19 protein-coding genes and 1 tRNA gene are annotated in these 17,665 nt (G+C 60.3%); 4 read left to right on the top strand and 16 right to left on the bottom strand.

Translation table 11 applies throughout. The features are described from left to right. Positions 1–19 precede the first annotated feature (19 nt). The 5 genes from I6J72_RS01035 to I6J72_RS01015 all read right to left on the bottom strand — a co-directional run bounded on the left by I6J72_RS01035 (position 20) and on the right by I6J72_RS01015 (position 5,874). On the bottom strand, positions 20–1,222 hold the full coding sequence (locus tag I6J72_RS01035) for an SPFH domain-containing protein (RefSeq protein WP_204099602.1): 1,203 nt from the start codon (positions 1,220–1,222) through the stop codon (positions 20–22). Positions 1,223–1,366: 144 nt separating this feature from the next. Beyond that, positions 1,367–2,617: an alpha/beta fold hydrolase gene (locus tag I6J72_RS01030; RefSeq protein WP_204099601.1), complete on the bottom strand. Its 1,251-nt coding sequence runs from the start codon at positions 2,615–2,617 to the stop codon at positions 1,367–1,369. A 4-nt stretch (positions 2,618–2,621) separates the two neighbouring features. Next, the gene (gene pflA, locus I6J72_RS01025) at positions 2,622–3,491 is read right to left on the bottom strand and encodes a pyruvate formate-lyase-activating protein (protein WP_070673047.1); all 870 of its coding nucleotides are present in this window, start codon (positions 3,489–3,491) and stop codon (positions 2,622–2,624) included. After that, entirely contained in the window at positions 3,492–3,743 is a 252-nt protein-coding gene (gene grcA2 / locus I6J72_RS13195) for an autonomous glycyl radical cofactor GrcA2 (protein WP_042532094.1), read from the bottom strand. A gap of 37 nt (positions 3,744–3,780) precedes the next feature. Then, positions 3,781–5,874 (bottom strand): pyruvate formate lyase family protein, encoded by a 2,094-nt coding sequence (locus I6J72_RS01015; protein WP_204099600.1) that lies wholly within the window; start codon positions 5,872–5,874, stop codon positions 3,781–3,783. 394 nt (positions 5,875–6,268) lie between these two features. Between I6J72_RS01015 and I6J72_RS01010 the strand changes: the two genes are divergently transcribed. Beyond that, entirely contained in the window at positions 6,269–8,191 is a 1,923-nt protein-coding gene (locus tag I6J72_RS01010; RefSeq protein WP_204099599.1) for a solute carrier family 23 protein, read from the top strand. A 67-nt stretch (positions 8,192–8,258) separates the two neighbouring features. Here the strand turns inward: I6J72_RS01010 and I6J72_RS01005 are convergent, their stop codons facing one another. From I6J72_RS01005 to I6J72_RS00995, 3 genes are read right to left on the bottom strand one after another with little or no spacing between them, the layout of a single operon-like run. Continuing rightward, on the bottom strand, positions 8,259–8,864 hold the full coding sequence (locus I6J72_RS01005) for a hypothetical protein (RefSeq protein WP_204099598.1): 606 nt from the start codon (positions 8,862–8,864) through the stop codon (positions 8,259–8,261). 4 nt (positions 8,865–8,868) lie between these two features. Further along, positions 8,869–9,225, bottom strand: coding sequence for a DUF3817 domain-containing protein (locus I6J72_RS01000; protein ID WP_039676715.1), 357 nt, complete (start codon positions 9,223–9,225; stop codon positions 8,869–8,871). Continuing rightward, complete coding sequence (locus I6J72_RS00995) at positions 9,222–9,620, bottom strand: hypothetical protein (RefSeq protein ID WP_204100389.1); 399 nt, start codon at positions 9,618–9,620, stop codon at positions 9,222–9,224. The genes I6J72_RS01000 and I6J72_RS00995 overlap by 4 nt, the downstream gene beginning before the upstream one ends. A 144-nt stretch (positions 9,621–9,764) precedes the next feature. Between I6J72_RS00995 and I6J72_RS00990 the strand changes: the two genes are divergently transcribed. Next, positions 9,765–9,846: transfer RNA gene (locus I6J72_RS00990), tRNA-Leu, on the top strand. Between the two features lie 153 nt (positions 9,847–9,999). Here the strand turns inward: I6J72_RS00990 and rdgB are convergent. From rdgB to clpS, 8 genes are all read right to left on the bottom strand, one after another. Continuing rightward, complete coding sequence (gene rdgB / locus I6J72_RS00985; RefSeq protein ID WP_204099597.1) at positions 10,000–10,611, bottom strand: RdgB/HAM1 family non-canonical purine NTP pyrophosphatase; 612 nt, start codon at positions 10,609–10,611, stop codon at positions 10,000–10,002. Then, complete coding sequence (rph, locus tag I6J72_RS00980; protein WP_039676720.1) at positions 10,605–11,333, bottom strand: ribonuclease PH; 729 nt, start codon at positions 11,331–11,333, stop codon at positions 10,605–10,607. Before rph ends, rdgB begins: the two co-directional genes overlap by 7 nt. Before the next feature lie 22 nt (positions 11,334–11,355). Then, entirely contained in the window at positions 11,356–12,123 is a 768-nt protein-coding gene (locus I6J72_RS00975) for an MBL fold metallo-hydrolase (RefSeq protein ID WP_204099596.1), read from the bottom strand. A gap of 68 nt (positions 12,124–12,191) precedes the next feature. Next, positions 12,192–12,968, bottom strand: a complete 777-nt coding sequence (murI, locus tag I6J72_RS00970) for a glutamate racemase (protein WP_204099595.1) — start codon at positions 12,966–12,968, stop codon at positions 12,192–12,194. Beyond that, on the bottom strand, positions 12,968–13,690 hold the full coding sequence (locus tag I6J72_RS00965) for a rhomboid family intramembrane serine protease (RefSeq protein WP_204099594.1): 723 nt from the start codon (positions 13,688–13,690) through the stop codon (positions 12,968–12,970). The genes murI and I6J72_RS00965 overlap by 1 nt, the downstream gene beginning before the upstream one ends. A gap of 12 nt (positions 13,691–13,702) precedes the next feature. Beyond that, positions 13,703–14,674: a P1 family peptidase gene (locus tag I6J72_RS00960; protein ID WP_204099593.1), complete on the bottom strand. Its 972-nt coding sequence runs from the start codon at positions 14,672–14,674 to the stop codon at positions 13,703–13,705. A 4-nt stretch (positions 14,675–14,678) separates the two neighbouring features. After that, complete coding sequence (locus I6J72_RS00955; RefSeq protein WP_204099592.1) at positions 14,679–15,215, bottom strand: DUF2017 domain-containing protein; 537 nt, start codon at positions 15,213–15,215, stop codon at positions 14,679–14,681. A 12-nt stretch (positions 15,216–15,227) separates the two neighbouring features. Further along, positions 15,228–15,563, bottom strand: a complete 336-nt coding sequence (gene clpS / locus I6J72_RS00950) for an ATP-dependent Clp protease adapter ClpS (RefSeq protein ID WP_239107410.1) — start codon at positions 15,561–15,563, stop codon at positions 15,228–15,230. A gap of 92 nt (positions 15,564–15,655) precedes the next feature. Here clpS and I6J72_RS00945 point away from each other — a divergent pair, with 92 nt between their 5' ends. Both I6J72_RS00945 and I6J72_RS00940 read left to right on the top strand, forming a co-directional pair. Beyond that, the gene (locus I6J72_RS00945) at positions 15,656–16,240 is read left to right on the top strand and encodes a hypothetical protein (RefSeq protein ID WP_204099591.1); all 585 of its coding nucleotides are present in this window, start codon (positions 15,656–15,658) and stop codon (positions 16,238–16,240) included. A 131-nt stretch (positions 16,241–16,371) separates the two neighbouring features. Next, positions 16,372–17,634 (top strand): nicotinate phosphoribosyltransferase, encoded by a 1,263-nt coding sequence (locus I6J72_RS00940; RefSeq protein ID WP_239107546.1) that lies wholly within the window; start codon positions 16,372–16,374, stop codon positions 17,632–17,634. Positions 17,635–17,665 lie beyond the last annotated feature (31 nt).

Below are 17,665 nucleotides of genomic sequence, written 5' to 3'. Positions count from 1 at the left end.
CCGTTGCTACGGGCAGTGTTTAGTGGCCGTTGTTGTTCTGGTTGAGCTGATTGCGCAGCTGGTTGAAGTAATCACGCGCGGACTGCGGCTGGGCATTGCCCTGCGGAGGCGTAGGGAAGCCCGGCATGTTACCGAAGCCCTGCTGTTGCGCATTCTGGACATGTTCTTGGGCCTGCTGTTGAGCGCGCTTAGCCTGTTCCATGACTTCAGCGTCACGGCTGGCACGCTCGTCACGCTCACGGCGCTCCTTCTCCTCGCGGCGGCGACGTTCAGCAGCTGCATCTTCGCGGCTGTGCTTTGCTTCGCCGGCCGGCACCTTTGGCTTCGGAGCGGAATTAATGGCGTCGGTCGACAGGAGCGTGTCGCGCATACCGCTGAAGAGGTCCTGCATGCCGCCCGGGTTAGACGGCATGTAGAGCACGTTGGTGTGGGCGCGGTCCGCCACATCCACCATGGCGTCGAGGTACTGGGAGACCAGCATGAGGGTCTCTGGGTTCTCCTCCACACCGGCAGCGCGCAGCAGCTCGTACTGCTGGGCAATACCTTCGACAATTTCCTTACGCTGGTCAGCCACACCGCGACCCTGCAGCTTCTTGGCCTCAGCCGCACCTTCCGCTTCCTTAACCACGCGGATCTTCTCAGCCTCTGCCTGGGCCACGGCAGCCTCGCGCTCTCGCTGTGCTGCGTTAATGGAGTTCATGGATTCACGCACACGGGCATCCGGGCGAATATCGGTAACGAGGGTGTTGACGAAGTTCCAGCCGTAGGCAGCCATGTTGTCGCGCAGGGACATAGCTACGTTGCGGGCGATGGTGTCCTTGGAGGAGAAGGAATCATCCAGGTTCATGTTCGCCACAGAGGAGCGAACGTTGTCCTGCACATAAGCCACAATCTGCTGCTCATGGTTGGACAAGGTGTAGAAGGCCTGACGCTCGCTGCCCTGGACTACCTCATACTGCACGGCCACAGGAATCTGGACGAAGACGTTGTCCTTGGTCTTAGTCTCCACCATGACATCGAGCTGGCGAATCTGCAGGCTGATCTTGGCGCGGACGCGGTCAACCAACGGCACCTTGAGGTGCAAGCCCGCGTGGGCAACGTTGACGAACTTACCCATACGCTCAATGATGGCTGCTTCCTTCGTACGCACGATGAAGAAGCCATCGAAAGCTAGGGCGGCGAGAAGCAGGACTATCACGCCAAAGACAATGAGGGGACCCATGGATTAGCCTTTCTAGGATCAGTTCACTTTTCGCAACTATTTTGCCATAACGTGACACCCACCACGAGGCTGCGTGGAGCACTCCCCACCAATCGTTGCTCACTAGTAATACGCCTGCGCCCCGAGCGCCCTAGCTTTTCCTCCCTAGCGCTCGTCGGCCAATCGGAAGAGCTCGCCCAGAATCCCCGAACCGTCCTCCGCAATCCCGTTGTGCTGGAAGCGATTAGTTACCATCGGACGCAGGTCACGGTAGGTCTCCCCCGTTGCCATGGAATCCTCGAAGGGGACGAAGATGTCGTCGAGGTAGATGGCGGCAGCAGCGATCAGGGGGACGTCGGCAAGCACTGCGGGATCATACGGGGACCTGGTCCACTCATGCGCAGCCAGTTCCTCCGCACCTTCTTTGAAGGGGCGCAGCGCCGGGTCCTCGTCGAATTGCCAGGGGAAGATGTGTTCGCCGGTCAGATACGTGCCGTCTTCAGCATACTCGGGGAACTCCTCGCGGATGCGGTGCGCCGCCCAGCCTGTAACGGCTTGGCCGCCGACGCCACCGTAGATGGATTCATGAATCGCCGCGTACAGTGGGCCGGCCTGGAAGCTCACGCGGCTTCCGACGTCGTTGAGGAAGTCCGAACGCAAGCGCTTTTCACCATTCACTGTGCGGAAAGGTTCCTCCAGCAGGTAGGCCAAAGAATCAAAGCCAGTGCCGCGGCCCAATTCAATACCGATGGTGCGGAAGCGGCGCGCAGACAGGCGCTCACCCGTGGGTAGGAGTTCTTCCGAGTTGTCTAGGTGGTGGAGGATTTCCTCGACGCGCGCTTGAGCCCACGGGAACTGGGCGTAAAAGCGCTCATGGCGGACCTTGAGCTTGGCAAAGGTCGTGCGGTAGAGGTCATCCGCCCCCTTGGTCAAGGTGGGCAAGCCACCCGTAAGGAAAGCCCGACCGATGGACTGTGGGAACATCGAGGCATAGGCGGTGATGATGAATCCCCCGAAGGATTGGCCGAAGAGATCCCAGGACTCCTCCCCTAGGTGCTCACGCAGGCGCTCGGCATCGCGCACAATGTTCTCCTGGCGCAGCTGCGCCAAGCGCTGCGCCGTGCGGTCCTCAGCCGGGCTAAGTTCGTCGATGCGGTGGCTGCGCCCGGTGCCACGCTGATCCATGAGGATCCAGCGGTAGCGCTCCAGGCCCTTCCCGATAAGCCCGGTAGCGTCAAGCGGCCGCGGAGACGGAAAACCCGGCCCGCCCTGGTTATAGAGCAGTGCCGGGTAGTTCTCACCGCCCGGTGGGATGATCTCGCGCGCGTAGAGTTCGAAAGAACCTGCGGCGGGATTGTCATAATCCCAGGGGGCGGTGAGGGTGTGTTCCTTGATGGTGTGGCCGAAGCGTTTCATGCTTCTAGTAGACCACGAAACCCTCCTTGCGGAACGCATCTCGGACAGATTCAACGTCTTCCGGTTTAGGTGGCTTGGTGTCCTCAAGAGTGTACGGGTAGCCCAGCTCGTGCCACTTGTCCGCGCCCATGTTGTGGAAAGGCAGCACCTCGACTCGCTCGACGTTGCTCTTCCAGCGGGACGCAATCTTGACCACGTTGGCGACGTTTTCTGGGGAATCCGTCAGGCCAGGGACGAGCACGAAGCGAATCCACACCGGCTTGCCCATCTCATTGAGACGGTCACCGAAGTCGATGGTGGGTTGCAGCTCGCGGCGCGTGACTTCCTTGTAAGTCTCCTCGTCACCAGCCTTGACATCCAAGAGAACGAGGTCAATGTTGTCCAAGTCCTCGTCGCGCAGGCGCGCACCCAAGTATCCCGACGTGTCAATCGTCGTATGGATACCCGCGTCGTGGACCTCCTTAAGCAAACGCCGAGCGAACGCAATCTGGAACAGCGCCTCGCCGCCAGACATGGTCAGTCCGCCCCCGGAGGCAGTAAAGACTGGCTTATAGCGCTTAATGCGCTTGACCACGTCTTCGATGCGCTCCAGAGTGCCGACCTTCATTTCCATCGTGTCAGGGTTGTGGCAGTACTGGCAGCGCAGCGGGCATCCCGACATGAACACCGTCATGCGGGTTCCAGGGCCATCAACGGCGGTCACCAGCTCCCAAGAGTGAACGAGGGCAATGTCGCCAGAACGGCGTGCCTGCATCAACTCCGGGCGGCTGAACTCGTCGAGGTCATTATTTGTGCCCAAACCGGCGGCGGCGCCGCGCACCTTGTCACCCTCTTCAGGGGACAGGTGGACGACGCCGGTAATGCCATCTGCCATTTAGGAGCCCTGGTGGAAGGTACGGGAGATGACGTCGAGCTGCTGCTCGCGGGTCAGCTTGACGAAGTTCACTGCGTAGCCAGACACACGGACAGTGAGGTTCGGGTACTTCTCCGGGTGCTCAACAGCGTCCTCCAGGGTGGACTTGTCCAGGACGTTGATGTTGGCGTGGTAGAGGCCCGAGTCCATGTTGTTGGCGGAACGGTTGGCCTTCATGGTTGCGAGACGCTCGTCGAAAGTTGGGGTAGCCATGATGTTTTCTCCTTTTCGGAAGTGGTGTGAAAGTGGTTTATTTGGAATCCATGATGAAGCCGGCGTCGAGGACACCCACCAGGTTGGTGATGCGTTCCTCAGGCGTGCGGCCCAAACCGGACGGGGTGATGGTGTTCGTCAGCGAGATGCCGTCGAGCGCATCCTTGTAGTCCAGCTTGCCCACCGACAGCATGGAAGCAACCATGCCGTGGTTGTCTGCACCGTTCTCCGGGTTTGCGCCCGGGGCGAACGGAGTACCTGCCTGGTGGCCAGACGGGAAGGAACCGGTGGCCTTGCCGTAGACCACGTTGGAGGTAATGGTCAGCACAGACTGGGTCGGGATGGCGTTGCGGTACATCGGGATGGCCTTAATCTTCGCCATCACGGTGTGGACGATGGTGGCGGCGATGTCATCGGCGCGGTCATCATCGTTGCCGTAGAACGGGAAGTCACCTTCCGTCTTGTAGTCCACGATGAGACCAGTCTCATCGCGCACCGGGTAGACCTTGGCGTACTTGATGGCGGAGAGGGAGTCAGCCACGATGGACAGACCCGCGATACCGCAGCCCATGGAGCGCACGATGTCAGAATCGTGCAGCGCCATCTCGATGGACTCGTAGGCGTACTTGTCGTGGCAGTAGTGGATGATGTTGAGGGCCTCAACGTAGGTGCCCACAACCCAGTCCAGCATCTCCTCGTACTTCTGCCAGACCTCGTCGAAGTCCAGCGGGCCATCACCCTGGATAGCCTCGTAGCCGTCCACGACTTGCTTGCCGCTGACCTCGTCGCGGCCACCGTTGATGGCGTAGAGCAGGGCCTTAGCGGCGTTCACGCGGGCGCCGAAGAACTGCATTTGCTTGCCGACGGCCATCGGGGACACGCAGCAGGCAATCGCGGCGTCGTCGCCCCACTGCTCACGAATCTGCTTATCGGACTCGTACTGGATGGACGACGTCTCAATCGAGATGTGAGCACAGAATTCCTTGTAACCAGCCGGCAGCTGCGGATCCCAGAAAATGGTGATGTTCGGCTCCGGCGACGGGCCAAGGTTGACCAGGGTCTGCAGCAAACGGAAGGAGGTCTTGGTGACCATGTGGCGGCCGTCAGAACCGAAACCAGCATCGGTCCAGGTTGCCCAGTACGGGTCACCAGAGAAGATCTGGTCGTAATCCTCGGTACGCAGGAAGCGCACGATGCGCAGCTTGAGCACCAGCTGGTCGATGATCTCCTGAGCGTCTTCCTCAGTGATGATGCCAGCGGCAAGGTCGCGCTCGAAGTAGCAATCGAAGAAGGCGGAGAGTCGGCCGATGGACATGGCGGCGCCATCCTGAGACTTAATGGAAGCCAGGTAGCCAAAGTAGGTCCACTGCACGGCTTCGTGAGCGGTCTTGGCCGGCTTAGAGATGTCAAAGCCGTAGGACTCAGCCATGACCTTGAGCTTCTTCAGAGCCTTGATCTGCTCAGCATGCTCCTCACGGTAGCGAGCCCAGTGCTCGGAGAATCCGACATCGCCCACTGCATGCTTGGACGCTTCCTTCTCAGCGATGAGGTAGTCCACACCGTAGAGAGCCACACGGCGGTAGTCGCCAATGATGCGGCCACGGCCATAAGCATCCGGCAGACCGGTAATGATGTGGGAAGAACGAGCAGCGCGGATGCGCGGGGTGTAGATATCGAAGACGGCATCATTGTGCGTCTTGCGGTAGCGGGTGAAGATCTTCTCCACCTCGGGGTCGGTTTCCTTACCGGCCTCCTTGATAGCCTGCTTGACCATGCGCCAGCCACCATTCGGCATCATGGCGCGCTTCAGCGGGGTATCCGTTTGCAGGCCAACAATGACGTCGTCCTCTTCGCAAATGTAGCCAGCCGGGAAAGCGTCAATATCAGTTGGGGTGTGGGTGTCGACATCGAAGATGCGCTTCTTGCGCTCGATGGACAGGTAGTTTTCTTCCAGGTGCTCCCAGACGCGCTTGGTCTTTTCGGTCGGGCCCTCCAGGAAGGAAGCATCTCCGTCATAGGGGGTGTAGTTGCGCTGGATGAAATCGCGGACGTCGATGTTCTCGGTCCACGGGCCTTCTTCAAAGCCCTTCCATCCCTCAAACTGGACGGATTGCTCAGTTGCGGTGGTCACTATAATGACTCCCTTCGTACTTCATACGACGTGTGGAAAATCTGCCACAGAAGGGTTTTGGTGACTCCAGTTCACGGGCAATTCGGTCATCACGGTTGTCACCGAACCCCTCTCTGCAGCCCATAGTAGGGGCAAAGCTGTAAATACTCATATCCTGCGTTTTATGGGGCAGATCACTAAAAGCACCACAAAGTGGGCACCCCGCTGGTCACCGGATCCATGGGTAACGACCGTACTGTTGACTCACGGGGGTAGACTACCCCCTAAAGTGGCATTCACCACACATTTTCCCGTTAATCGGGCCAGCTCAAGCTCCTTCTTGGTGTGTGTCCGCGCCGCGCTCTATTGTTATGCGCAGTATCCTCATCTCGCCCTTCAGCAAGGAGCTCTTCGCGTGTCTGACACCGCCGCTACTGCTAGCCCCGCCACTGCCCCAACTCACCCCGTGGACGTTGTCCCGCCAGCGCCCAAGCTGGCGGCTCTCGGCCTCCAGCACGTTCTCGCGTTCTACGCCGGCGCAGTGATCGTTCCGCTACTCATCGCTGGTTCCCTGGGCCTCGATGAGGCCACCACAATCCACCTCATCAACGCCGACCTGTTGACCTGTGGTCTGGCAACGTTGATCCAAGCGGTGGGCGTCGGCAAGCACATTGGCGTCCGTCTCCCCATCATCCAGGGCGTGACCACCACAGCGGTGAGCCCCATCATTGCCATTGGCATGAGTTCAGGTGACCAGCCGCTACCCACAATCTATGGCGCGATTATTGCCGCCGGTATCTTTACGTTCTTCGCCGCGCCGGTCTTTGGACGCGTGCTCAAATACTTCCCACCCATCGTGACCGGCACCGTGCTTCTGGTCATGGGTACCTCACTGCTCGCGGTGTCCGCCAATGACTTCGTGAACTACGCCGACGCCGCCCCCGCCTCGCGCGACCTTCTCTATGGTTTCGGCACGCTCACCATCATTATCATCGTGCAGCGTTTCTTCCGCGGCTTCCTGGGCACACTCTCTGTACTCCTCGGCCTCGTCATCGGCACTGGCGTGGCCTTGGCACTAGGTGATACGTCCTTTGACGGCGTGCGCGAGGCCGACGCCATCGGTATAACCACACCTTTCTACTTCGGTATGCCGAAGTTCGACATCATGGCGATTCTTTCCCTCATCATCGTCATGATCATCACCATGGTGGAAACTACCGGCGATGTCTTTGCTACCGGTGAGATTGTCAAGAAGCGCATCAAGCGCGATGACGTCGTGCGCGCCATTCGCGCCGATGGTCTCTCAACCACCCTTGGCGGCGTGATGAACTCCTTCCCCTACACCTGCTTTGCGCAGAATGTCGGACTCGTACGTCTTACTGGTGTGAAGTCCCGCTGGGTAGCCGTGTCCGCCGCCGGCTTCATGATTATTCTGGGCCTGCTGCCCAAGGCAGCTGCCGTGGTGGCAGCCATTCCGTCCCCAGTGCTCGGTGGTGCTTCCCTAGCACTCTTTGCCAACGTCGCATGGGCCGGCCTGCAGACCATTGCCAAGGAAGATATCACCGACGGCCGCAACGCCGCCATTGTCACCACCGCACTGGGACTGGCCATGCTCGTCACCTTCAAGCCGGACGTGGCAGCGGCCTTCCCAGAATGGGCACAGATCTTCGTCTCCTCCGGTATGTCCATCGGTGCGATTACCGCCATCCTGCTCAACCTGCTGTTCTTCCACGTCGGTACGCAATCCGGTGACGATATCAGCCGCATCGACGGCGAAGGGGTGTCTCTCACCGAGCTCAACGCCATGGAGCGCGAGGAATTTGTCAGCGCGCTGCGCCCGCTCTTCAACAACGAAACGTGGCCTCTGGAGGCAGCTTGGGAGTCCCGTCCCTTCGACGACGTCAGCCGCCTGCGTGAGGCCATCCAGGTCGCCGTGCTGACCGCCCCGCGTGAGCAGCGCCGTGCGCTCATCCACGATTACCCGGCCATGGATGAGCTGCTGCTTGCCGACGTCACCGAGGCCGCCACCATCTCCGCCGACCGCGGCTCGCTTGCCCTCGATGACTTGGATGATGTCCAAACACAGCAGCTTATCGACGTCTCCCGGGCCTACCGCGAGCGATTCGACATGCCCTTCGTGGCTTACCTAGACACCAACGATTCTGCCGACCGCGTCATCGACGGAGGCGTGCGCCGCCTCGCCAACTCCGACGAGCTGGAGCAGCGCGTCATCTTGAGCGAAATCATCGAGATTGCCAACGACCGCTTCGACATCCTGCTGGCCGATGCCAACCCGGTACGCGCTTACTGGGACCGCAAGTTCACCGAGGTGGAATGAACATAGTTCATTCCACGTTCGATCGGTTCATTCCACGTTCGATCGGGTCATTCCACGTAGACTCGGGTCACTGGAATTCCATGGTGACCTGGGCCTGTGGGTCGACGCCGCGGATGATGCCCTCATAGAAATTGCGAGCTTGGTCCTGCAAGAGGTCGCGGTTATCGTTGATGTCCTTGCGCTTCTTATCAGCGCTGAGGACATCAGACACCGTGGAGGCAGCATCGAGTGGCTGCGTGGTCCAACTCAGCACGCCGTTGTCTTCTACTGCGGTCTTGAACTCCTCGTCGGTATGACCGATGAAGATAAATTCCGGGATGCTGACGGTATAGGCGTGCTCACCGGTCTCCGTGACGCGAACATCCTTGCCTTCAATTCCCAGCTTCGCCTTGTAGGAGTACTGCACGAACTGTGTGCGATCGGTCCACGGGACGCGCACCCCAAAGACTTCGCCGGCGGAAGACTTCTCCGCCAGTCCCTGAATTCCGAGACTGAGCAGCACCACCTGTTCTTGGCGCTCCACCGCGGTGACTATCTGCGAATTCGTGGACTCCACTGGTGCGCTATACACATCGCGCGGCTGACGCACGATATACATACCCAAACCGGCGCAGACGAGAGAAAGAAGCACTACGACGGCAATAAGCGTGGTGCTGAGCTTGCGGTTAGACATGAGCTTAAAGCTGGAACTGCTCGGTAACCTCAACGCGGCGCTTGTGCTCCATCCAGAAGGACAGGAACGGCACCACACCGGCCAAAGCAGTAGTGATGAGCTTGCCCACCGGCCACAGCGCACGCGGACCCAGAATCAGAATCGACACGAGGTACACCATGTAGGCCACACCATGCGCTTGGGCGATGAGCGTGGCCCAGGACGGCATTTCCATGCCCACGCCGTACTGCAGAATCATGCGCACGACCAGAATAAGCAAGAAGATACCCGTAACCGTGGCCGCGATGGAGAAGAACTTCAGTGGTCCGCGAATGCGCTCCTTGCGGTCTGGGTGCACGGCATTGTTCGCTGGGTTGGTCATGAGTTCTCCTCTTCGGTGCCGCGGCGGCGGCGCTGCTTATTCATGGCATTAAAGGTCTCGACGTCCACCTGCGGGCGCGGCGGCAAGAAGTCTTCGTCGATTTTAGTCACCTGTTGTTCCTTGGCTACGTCCTTGGCCTTGGCTTCATACCGGGCTGGCTCCTGCCCCAACTCGAGAGCTTCATTCTCCGCATCAATGCGCTCGTTCTCATAACGCAGTGCGGTGCGGTAAGCATAGACCACGAAGACAGCAAACAGCGGCCACTGGAAGGCATAGCCCAAGTTTTGGAAGGTTCCTGAACCGGACTTGAAGCGGGTCCACTGCCAATAGGCAAGAAACAAAAAGAGCACGACGAAAAACGCGATGAGGACGATGTGCCACCATCGGACCTTCATCTTCTTTCTCGGGGCTTGGTTGGTGCTCACGCGTATCAGCCTACCCACCATGGTTCGAAAAGTGGATTTCCATCGTAGGCCTGCCGCCCTGTAAGCTATTCAGCGTTGCTCCGAACACAGTATGTTTCGCGGCTACGTCTTTCAGCGCCCGTGGCGGAATTGGCAGACGCGCTAGATTTAGGTTCTAGTGTCTTATGACGTGTGAGTTCAAGTCTCACCGGGCGCACACCATCAAGGTCTGCGTTGAAGCTTCTTACTTCAGCGCAGGCCTTGTTTTTTCTTGAAGGCGATAGTGCCCGTGCCTGGTTCTAGTTTGGTCCCCCACCTCGCTAGCCCAGCTGGTGGATGCCGGGGCTAGCGGTAAAGGTGGGGCGGCTGCTTAGACCTGGCGGGCGAGTGTTGCTAGGGGCTCGCGCAACTGCGCCAGGGCGCGGCCACGGTGTGAGACCGCGTTTTTCTCCTCAGGCGTCATCTCCGCAGCAGAGCGCTGCTCGCCCTCGGGCTGAAAGAGGGGGTCGTAACCAAAACCATTCTCGCCCTGCGGTGCGGTGAGCAGCGAACCGGGCCAGCGGCCCTCCACCACGTGTTCCTCACCATCAGGAGTGACCAGTGCACAGACGGAGACGAAGGCCGCCGCGCGGCGCTCAGCAGGAACGTGCGCCATCTGCCCCAGCAGTAGGCGGTTATTCGCCTCATCATCGCCGTGACCACCGGACCAGCGGGCAGAAAGCACTCCCGGCATGCCGTTGAGTTCCTCGACGGCGAGGCCTGAATCATCGGCAATCGTGGCAAGCCCAGTGTGCTGTACCCCGGCGCGGGCCTTGATCAGAGCGTTGTCAGCAAAGGTGCGGCCATCCTCAACGGGCTCCGGATAGGGCTCCACGGCCGACAATGGGAGAAGCTCGATACCCTCAATTCCGGCATCGGCCAGGATCTTCTCCAACTCTTTTAGCTTCTTCGCGTTATTGGAAGCAACGAGAAGCTTTACCATCCCAGGGCCGCCTTCTGTGCCTCAATGAGCTGAGCACAACCAGCCTGGGCCACATCGAGCATGTCGTTAAGCTCCTGACGGCCGAACAGTCCGTGCTCGCCGGTGCCCTGAATCTCGACGAAGTCGCCGCCTTCCTGCATGACCACGTTGAGATCCACCTCTGCGCGAGAATCCTCCTCATAAGGCAGGTCCAAGCACACATGGCCGTCGATGATGCCGACGGAGACCGCCGCGATGGGGTCGAGCAGTGGCTCGCCCGGCACAACGCCTTCCTCCTTGAGGTAGGCAATCGCATCAGCCAAAGCCACATACGCACCGGTAATGGACGCGGTACGAGTACCGCCGTCTGCCTGCAGCACATCGCAGTCCAACTGGATGGTGTTCTCCCCCAGCTCAGACAGGTCCACCGCCGCACGCAAGGAACGGCCAACAAGGCGAGAAATCTCGTGGGTGCGACCCTTGACTTTGCCCTTCATGGACTCGCGCGGCATGCGCTCATGCGTCGCAGACGGAAGCATGGAGTACTCAGCAGTGAGCCAGCCTTCGCCGGAATCCTTCTTAAAGCGCGGGACACCAAACTCCACGGAGGCGGTGCACATGACGCGGGTATTGCCGAACTCCACGAGCACCGATCCAGCCGGGTTGGTGGTGAAGTTGCGGGTAATGCGGACGCTACGGAGCTGGTCGAGCGCGCGACCATCAGCACGAGTGAAATCAGTCATGCCCCTACCCTACCGCGCGGGTTTAGAGCTCGAATTCCATCCCCGAGGCGCCCAGAACGATCTCGCCATCAAACTCGCGCGTGGCAGCCGCATACGTCGCTGCGGCGTCACCCCACGGCTGCAGGTGAATGAGCACGAGCTTCTTCACCCCAGCTTCGCGGGCCAAGCGGCCGGCTTCGGCACCGGACATGTGCATGTTAGGAGCTTTACCCTCCGAGGTTTCGCCCCAAGCGGCCTCGCACAAGAAGATATCGGCGCCTGATGCAGCGTCGATAAGCGCCGGCGTGTACGCCGAGTCCGCGGAGTAGCACAGCGTGGCACCGCTTTTCGCGTGTTCCATGCGTAGCGCATAGGTTTCTACTGGATGCACGGTGCGGAAAGGGGTGATGTAGACATCGTCGACCAACTGGCGTTCGCGGTCGACCCACGGGCTAAACGCGAATGTATCACTCATATCATCCACGCCGTTGGGCTCATCCGAGGACAAACGGCCCAAATGGGACTCAGTGGATGACGGCCCAAGGCAGAAGTTGCGGGAGGCAGCCGGCGCAGTGGGGTGGAAACGGCGCCACACCATCAGTGACGGGAAGTCCAAGCAGTGGTCCGCATGCAGGTGGGTCAACGCCACGTGGGCATCGCACGGATCTTGGTGTTCTTGCAAGCGGGCGAGGGTCCCGGGGCCCAGGTCCATAACGATGGACGGGGCAGAGTCGAAAGACACGAGGTAGCCAGAGGCCGGGTTACCAATAGTGGGCACCGAGCCTGAACAGCCGAGGATGGTCAACTTCATGCGTTCAATAGTTCCACGAAACAATGAGGATTGCTGGATTTGAATCGATTGTACCTGTTCATCCGCCATTAAATCTGGGGCCCGAGAAAGCGGGCCGCCAGTCGTGAGAATGACTCGTGGTCACCGGTGCACTCAAAACTGCGAGTGGGGGTCTGCCCTTCGGGCGCGAGCATGTCGGTGGTGGTGAGGATGCGCATGACATCCTTCGCAGTCTCTTCAGCCGAGGACACCAGTGCGACATTGTCACCAATAGCAAGCTGAATGACACCGGTGAGCAGCGGGTAATGCGTGCAGCCCAGCACGAGGGTATCCACGCCCGCCGACTGCAACGGAGCGAGGTATCCTTCCGCCACACCGAGGATCTGGCGGCCGGCGGTAATACCGCGCTCCACAAAGCTCACGAAATCCGGGCAGGCCACAGCGAAGGATTCGACGTTCGGGTTCACCGCGAAAAGATCCTGGTAAGCACCAGAGGTGATGGTACCTTCGGTGCCGATAACGCCAATCTTGCCGTTGCGCGTCGTGGCGATAGCGCGGCGCACTGCCGGGCGGATAACTTCGACGACGGGGATGCTGTAGCGCTCACGGGCGTCGTGAAGAAAGGCCGCCGTAGCTGTATTGCAGGCGATGACAAGCATCTTGCAGCCGCGCTCCACCAGCTCGTCTGCAATCGCCGTGGACAACTCACGTACTTGGGCGATTGAGCGTGGGCCATACGGCGCGTGGGCGGTATCGCCGATATAGATGATGGACTCATCCGGCAGCTGCTCCATGATGGTGCGCGCAACGGTCAACCCGCCCACACCGGAATCAAAAATGCCGATGGGAGAAGAGGCGTCAGGCATCAGCGCATCCCTGCCTGCGGTTGCGGTTTTACCTTCTTAATCGGGTCATCGGAGGTAATCACCATGCCCGCCACAATGCCGCCAATAGCACCAAAGAGGTGACCCTGCCAGCTCACTCCTTCATAGATGGGCAGCACGCCCCAGATGAGACCGGAGTAGGCAAAGCCCAAGCCAACGCCCACAAGGAACTGACTAAGCGAGCGGTTAAAAATACCGCGCACGATGAGGTAAGCCAACCAGCCATAGACCATGCCGGAGGCACCGATATGGGAGGTACCTGGCCCGCCGAGAAGCCACGTGCCCACGCCGGCAATGAGCACGACGATGATGGTGACTTCCCACCACGCCTTGCGGCCAGACAGACCGATAAGGAAGCAGAAAATAGCTCCTGGCAGGGAGTTTCCGATGAGGTGCTCAAAGTTGGCGTGCAGCAGTGGCGCAGTAAAGATTCCCCAAATACCGTTGAAGTCCAGCGGATGAATTCCATACTGTCCCAGGTCATTGCCGAAGAAAAGGAAGTTAATGATGTGGATAATCCACTCGATGGCCAAGAAGCCCACGGTGAGCGACAGGGCCGTCTTGAGGCGCCCGGTACGCGTGTAATTCTTCGAATCGCCCGCATTAACGGTGCGCTTCTGACCTACCCCGGCACTATCCGGAGCGGGCTGGAAGGGGTTGGGCTGATAGGAATTCTGCTGGCCAAACGGTCCACTGCTCGTCATAATGCCCCAACTTTAGCAAGAGAGCAACGAAGAGTACGCCTCCAAGCCCAAGCCTGGGGCGGCATTAACCACGGCATCTACGATGGCAGCCTCCACGGCATCGGCCGCCGCGGCACTGAGGGAGGCGAGAACTTCGGCGTCGACTCCGGGCGCGGTTTCTGCCGTGCTTGCCGACGTCTCCCCTACCCTCCCCGTCGCCGCCGCAAAGATCGTGTCGCCATCCAGCGGCGAGTGGGCTGGGCGCACAGCGCGGGCAATTCCATCGTGGCCAGCCAGGGCTAGGCGCTTGGCCTGCGCCTTGGTGAGAGGAGCATCCGTAAGTACCGCGCCGATGGTGGTGTTGAGATGCGCCTCCGCTAGGCTCGTCGCGGCAGCAAAGCGCTTGACGTCTACGGCTGATTTGTCAGGTGCGCCAAAGAGCCGGCCGGTCTCTCCATCGATCACTTGGCCCACGGGGTTGGCAACGACGACGGCGGCGAGGGTGTAGGGGGAGGCGTCGACAAGCGCACTGCCCTCCCCTCCCCGAATCTTTCCTGCACAGGCGCCCACGCCGGCGCCGACGCTACCGGTGGTGTCATCGTGTCCCGCCAATGCGGAACGCAGTGCCTGCGCGCCATCCTCTGCGGAGGGACGCTGGGGACCGGCAAGCAGGTCAAAGATGACGGCTCCGGGCACGATGGGAACGCGCGGGCCCGGTTTATCTTCGCCGAAGACCGGAAACCCGATGCCGGCTTCCTCAAGTCCTCGCATAACGCCATCGGCCGCGGCCAAACCAAAAGCCGAGCCGCCCGCGAGGACAATCGCGTGGACGCGCTCGACGGTGTTGTGTGGCTCTAGCAGATCAGTTTCGCGCGTACCGGGACCGCCGCCGCGTACATCAACGCTGGCGACGGCTCCGCGCTCACCGCAATAGATAACGGTGACACCAGTATCCTCACGCGTGGTGTGGCCGACAGAAAAGCCAAGCTCAGGAACAGTTCGCATGGCTTTAGTCCATGATGACGTTGAGCAGGGCGTCCTGGCAGAAGGCTAACCACTCCACAAGGGTGTCGCGGTCCGCCCCCTGGGAGCTGTGCTCGACATCGCCTGCTGCCACGAACAAACGCAGATCATTGAGCCCAGCGAGGAAAGCGTGGGCTTCCTCCTCACTGATGGTGACTTCAACTCCGCCAGTTGGACCAAGCGCGGTGTTGATGACTTGGAGATTCTCCAGCTTGGCGCGGGCAATATCGTTTTCGTGCAAGGAGCGCAGCAGCGCATTATCGCCATCGAATTCCTCATCGCCGGGCTTCTGGAAATCCGGGAAGAGGCGAGCAAGCGATGGGTCCTCCGGCGCTTCCGTGTGACCGGTAGGCATATCCACCATGTCCGCCAACTCATCTTTCGGCGCCGATTGGGCACGGGCAATGATGGCCTCCGAGACCGTCGCGGTGAGGTCCCCGATCACCTCGCGCTCCATGGGCTCAAAAACAGCGGTGTACTTAGCACCGCGCATGAAGGACTTTTTCTTCTTCCAGGCTTGCATGCTGTCCCCTCCTTAGCCTGCCTGCTGCATCGTGGCCCACAGACCCGCAACCTGCAGCTTCTTCACATCGGCCTCGACCTTGTCACGCTCACCGCTGGAGACGGCGGCCTTACCTTCGGTGTGAACCTGCATCATGAGCTCGTTGGCTCGCTTCTTGTCATAGCCCAGGACCGTCTGGAAGACATAGGAGACGTAGCTCATGAGGTTGACGGGGTCATCCCAAACGATGCACATCCACGGCAGGTTTTCGCTCGTGGCGACGTCGACCTCAATGGCCTCATCCAATTCCGGGGTGGCCATGGGCGAACTCATCACCACGCCCGCGGACGTTTCTCGGTGCGCATTCATGCCCTCTACACTAGCCAAAAACTGTGACACTGTGAGCGGCTATACTGACGAGTACTCAATATGTGATTATCGTTTCCAGGTGGCTGCCGTCGATGAATTCCTTTGCTCTCCCCACCGCCCTGGCGGATATTCTTGCTGGTCGTACTCCATCCCGCGAGGATATTGCTCGCCTTCTCCAAGGCATCCTCACTACCCTCGTGCTGGGAGGCACACTCGTAGCCGCCGTGATCAGCCTGACGTCACCTTCACGGGGCGGAAGCTCGGATGACAGGCCAGCCCCCGAACCCGCGCCGGCCTCCTGCGACTATGAGCTGCCCGCACCCCACATCCAGCGCACATTGGAGACTATCCAAAACGAACTTATCGAGGCCCTCAATACCTGGCGCGCGGAAGACAACCAAGGCCCACTCGTGCCGTTGATTGACCGCCAGACCGCGGCCCGCGAAAAGGCCGAGTGCAACGCGGTGACGAAGACCGAAAAGCCAGCGGACGAGAATATTCAGATGGTGCAGCATCACCTGCCTCTGGACCAGGCCAGCGCCTATGAATTCGTGGAGGCCTTCCGCCAGTCGCCATCTCACGTCGCAGCTCTCCGGGACCGCCGCATGTCCACCGCCGCCGTCGGCGCGGCCTATAACGATGGTCAGGTTTACGTAGTCATCCAGCTGGAAGAATAGATTGGCTGAATTTTTGCTGCATGCTGAGTAGCATCTTCGATGTGACTAATACCTCAGACAACGTCGTGAACGCCGGAAATGTCCCTTCCGACCGATCCACGGCCCTGCTCACCGATAAATACGAGCTCACCATGCTGCAGGCAGCCCTGCGCGATGGTTCAGCTCACCGCCAGGTAACGTGCGAGGTTTTCGCCCGTCGCCTGCCCAACGAGCGCCGCTATGGTGTCGTCGCCGGCACCGAACGCGTGCTGCGAGCCGTTCGGGATTTCCGCTTTACCGCGCGCCAGCTGGCGGAGATGGACTTCCTCGATGAGGAGACCAAGAATTTCCTCGCTCACTACCGCTTCTCTGGCCAGATTGATGGCTACCGCGAAGGTGAGATTTACTTCCCCTATTCTCCGCTGTTGACCGTGCGCGGCACCTTCGGTGAGTGCCTCATCTTGGAGACGGTCATTCTCTCCATCATGAATTCCGACTCTGCGGTGGCCTCGGCCGCCTCGCGTATGGTCGTGGCTGCCGACGGCCGCCCGATTATTGAGATGGGCTCGCGCCGTGCTCACGAATACGCCGCGGTGACGTCCGCGCGTGCTGCCTACCTGGCGGGTTTTGAGGCCACCTCCAACCTCGAGGCAGGCTACCGCTACGATATTCCGGTCTCGGGGACGGCGGCGCACTCGTGGACTCTGGCGCACGTTAACGACGACGGCACACCGAACGAGGAAGCTGCGTTCCGCGGCCAGATCGAAACCCTTGGCGTGGGCACCACGCTGCTGGTCGATACCTATGACATCACCAAGGGTGTGGAGACCGCCGTGAAGGTTGCTGGCACGGAACTCGGCGGCGTGCGCATCGACTCAGGCGATTTGGCTGCGGTAACGCGCCGCGTGCGTAAGCAGCTCGATGACCTGGGTAACCACAACACCAAGATCGTGGTTTCCTCCGACCTCGACGAGTTCGCCATCGCCGGCCTGCGCGGAGACCCCGTCGATGTCTATGGAGTGGGCACCTCCGTGGTGACTGGCTCGGGCGCGCCGACTGCCGGCATGGTGTACAAGGTCGTGGAAGTCGATGGTCATCCGGTGGCCAAACGCTCCTCCTCCAAGAAATCCCACGGAGGAGCCAAACGGGCGCTGCGCACATACCGCTCTTCCGGTGTGGCCGTCGAGGAGCTCGTGCTGCCTTTCGACGCTGAGGATCCGGACACCGGCACCCTCACCGCCCGTGCTATGACCGTGCCGCTCATGCGCGATGGGGAAATCGTCGACGGACTTCCCTCCCTCCACGAATCCCGCGATTACCTCGCCAACGCCATCACGACTCTGCCGTGGGAAGGCCTGGCGCTCACTCGCGATGAACCGGCGGTGCCGACGCGTTTCATCGGCTTCACCTCCTAAAGACACACCGGCTCCGCCCGGCGTTAGCCGA

It is taken from the genome of Corynebacterium sp. FDAARGOS 1242 (assembly GCF_016889985.1).
GTDB classification, from domain to species: Bacteria; Actinomycetota; Actinomycetes; order Mycobacteriales; family Mycobacteriaceae; genus Corynebacterium; species Corynebacterium minutissimum_B.
Note: the sequence above shows the minus strand (reverse complement) of the source record. Positions and strands in the feature narration are given on the sequence as shown.

Bases quoted from the DNA above. Each gene is read 5' to 3' on its own strand.
- clpS (WP_239107410.1), bottom strand. From the start codon at position 15,563: ATGAATGCGCACCGAGAAACGTCCGCGGGCGTGGTGATGAGTTCGCCC.
- I6J72_RS01005 (WP_204099598.1), bottom strand. From the start codon at position 8,864: ATGTCTAACCGCAAGCTCAGCACCACGCTTATTGCCGTCGTAGTGCTT.
- murI (WP_204099595.1), bottom strand. From the start codon at position 12,968: ATGCCTGACGCCTCTTCTCCCATCGGCATTTTTGATTCCGGTGTGGGC.
- I6J72_RS00960 (WP_204099593.1), bottom strand. From the start codon at position 14,674: ATGCGAACTGTTCCTGAGCTTGGCTTTTCTGTCGGCCACACCACGCGT.
- grcA2 (WP_042532094.1), bottom strand. From the start codon at position 3,743: ATGGCTACCCCAACTTTCGACGAGCGTCTCGCAACCATGAAGGCCAAC.
- I6J72_RS01030 (WP_204099601.1), bottom strand. From the start codon at position 2,617: ATGAAACGCTTCGGCCACACCATCAAGGAACACACCCTCACCGCCCCC.
- I6J72_RS00955 (WP_204099592.1), bottom strand. From the start codon at position 15,215: ATGCAAGCCTGGAAGAAGAAAAAGTCCTTCATGCGCGGTGCTAAGTAC.
- rdgB (WP_204099597.1), bottom strand. From the start codon at position 10,611: ATGGTAAAGCTTCTCGTTGCTTCCAATAACGCGAAGAAGCTAAAAGAG.
- I6J72_RS01035 (WP_204099602.1), bottom strand. From the start codon at position 1,222: ATGGGTCCCCTCATTGTCTTTGGCGTGATAGTCCTGCTTCTCGCCGCC.
- I6J72_RS00965 (WP_204099594.1), bottom strand. From the start codon at position 13,690: ATGACGAGCAGTGGACCGTTTGGCCAGCAGAATTCCTATCAGCCCAAC.
- I6J72_RS00940 (WP_239107546.1), top strand. From the start codon at position 16,372: ATGCTGCAGGCAGCCCTGCGCGATGGTTCAGCTCACCGCCAGGTAACG.
- I6J72_RS00945 (WP_204099591.1), top strand. From the start codon at position 15,656: ATGAATTCCTTTGCTCTCCCCACCGCCCTGGCGGATATTCTTGCTGGT.
- rph (WP_039676720.1), bottom strand. From the start codon at position 11,333: ATGACTGATTTCACTCGTGCTGATGGTCGCGCGCTCGACCAGCTCCGT.
- I6J72_RS01000 (WP_039676715.1), bottom strand. From the start codon at position 9,225: ATGACCAACCCAGCGAACAATGCCGTGCACCCAGACCGCAAGGAGCGC.
- I6J72_RS00995 (WP_204100389.1), bottom strand. From the start codon at position 9,620: ATGAAGGTCCGATGGTGGCACATCGTCCTCATCGCGTTTTTCGTCGTG.
- pflA (WP_070673047.1), bottom strand. From the start codon at position 3,491: ATGGCAGATGGCATTACCGGCGTCGTCCACCTGTCCCCTGAAGAGGGT.
- I6J72_RS00975 (WP_204099596.1), bottom strand. From the start codon at position 12,123: ATGAAGTTGACCATCCTCGGCTGTTCAGGCTCGGTGCCCACTATTGGT.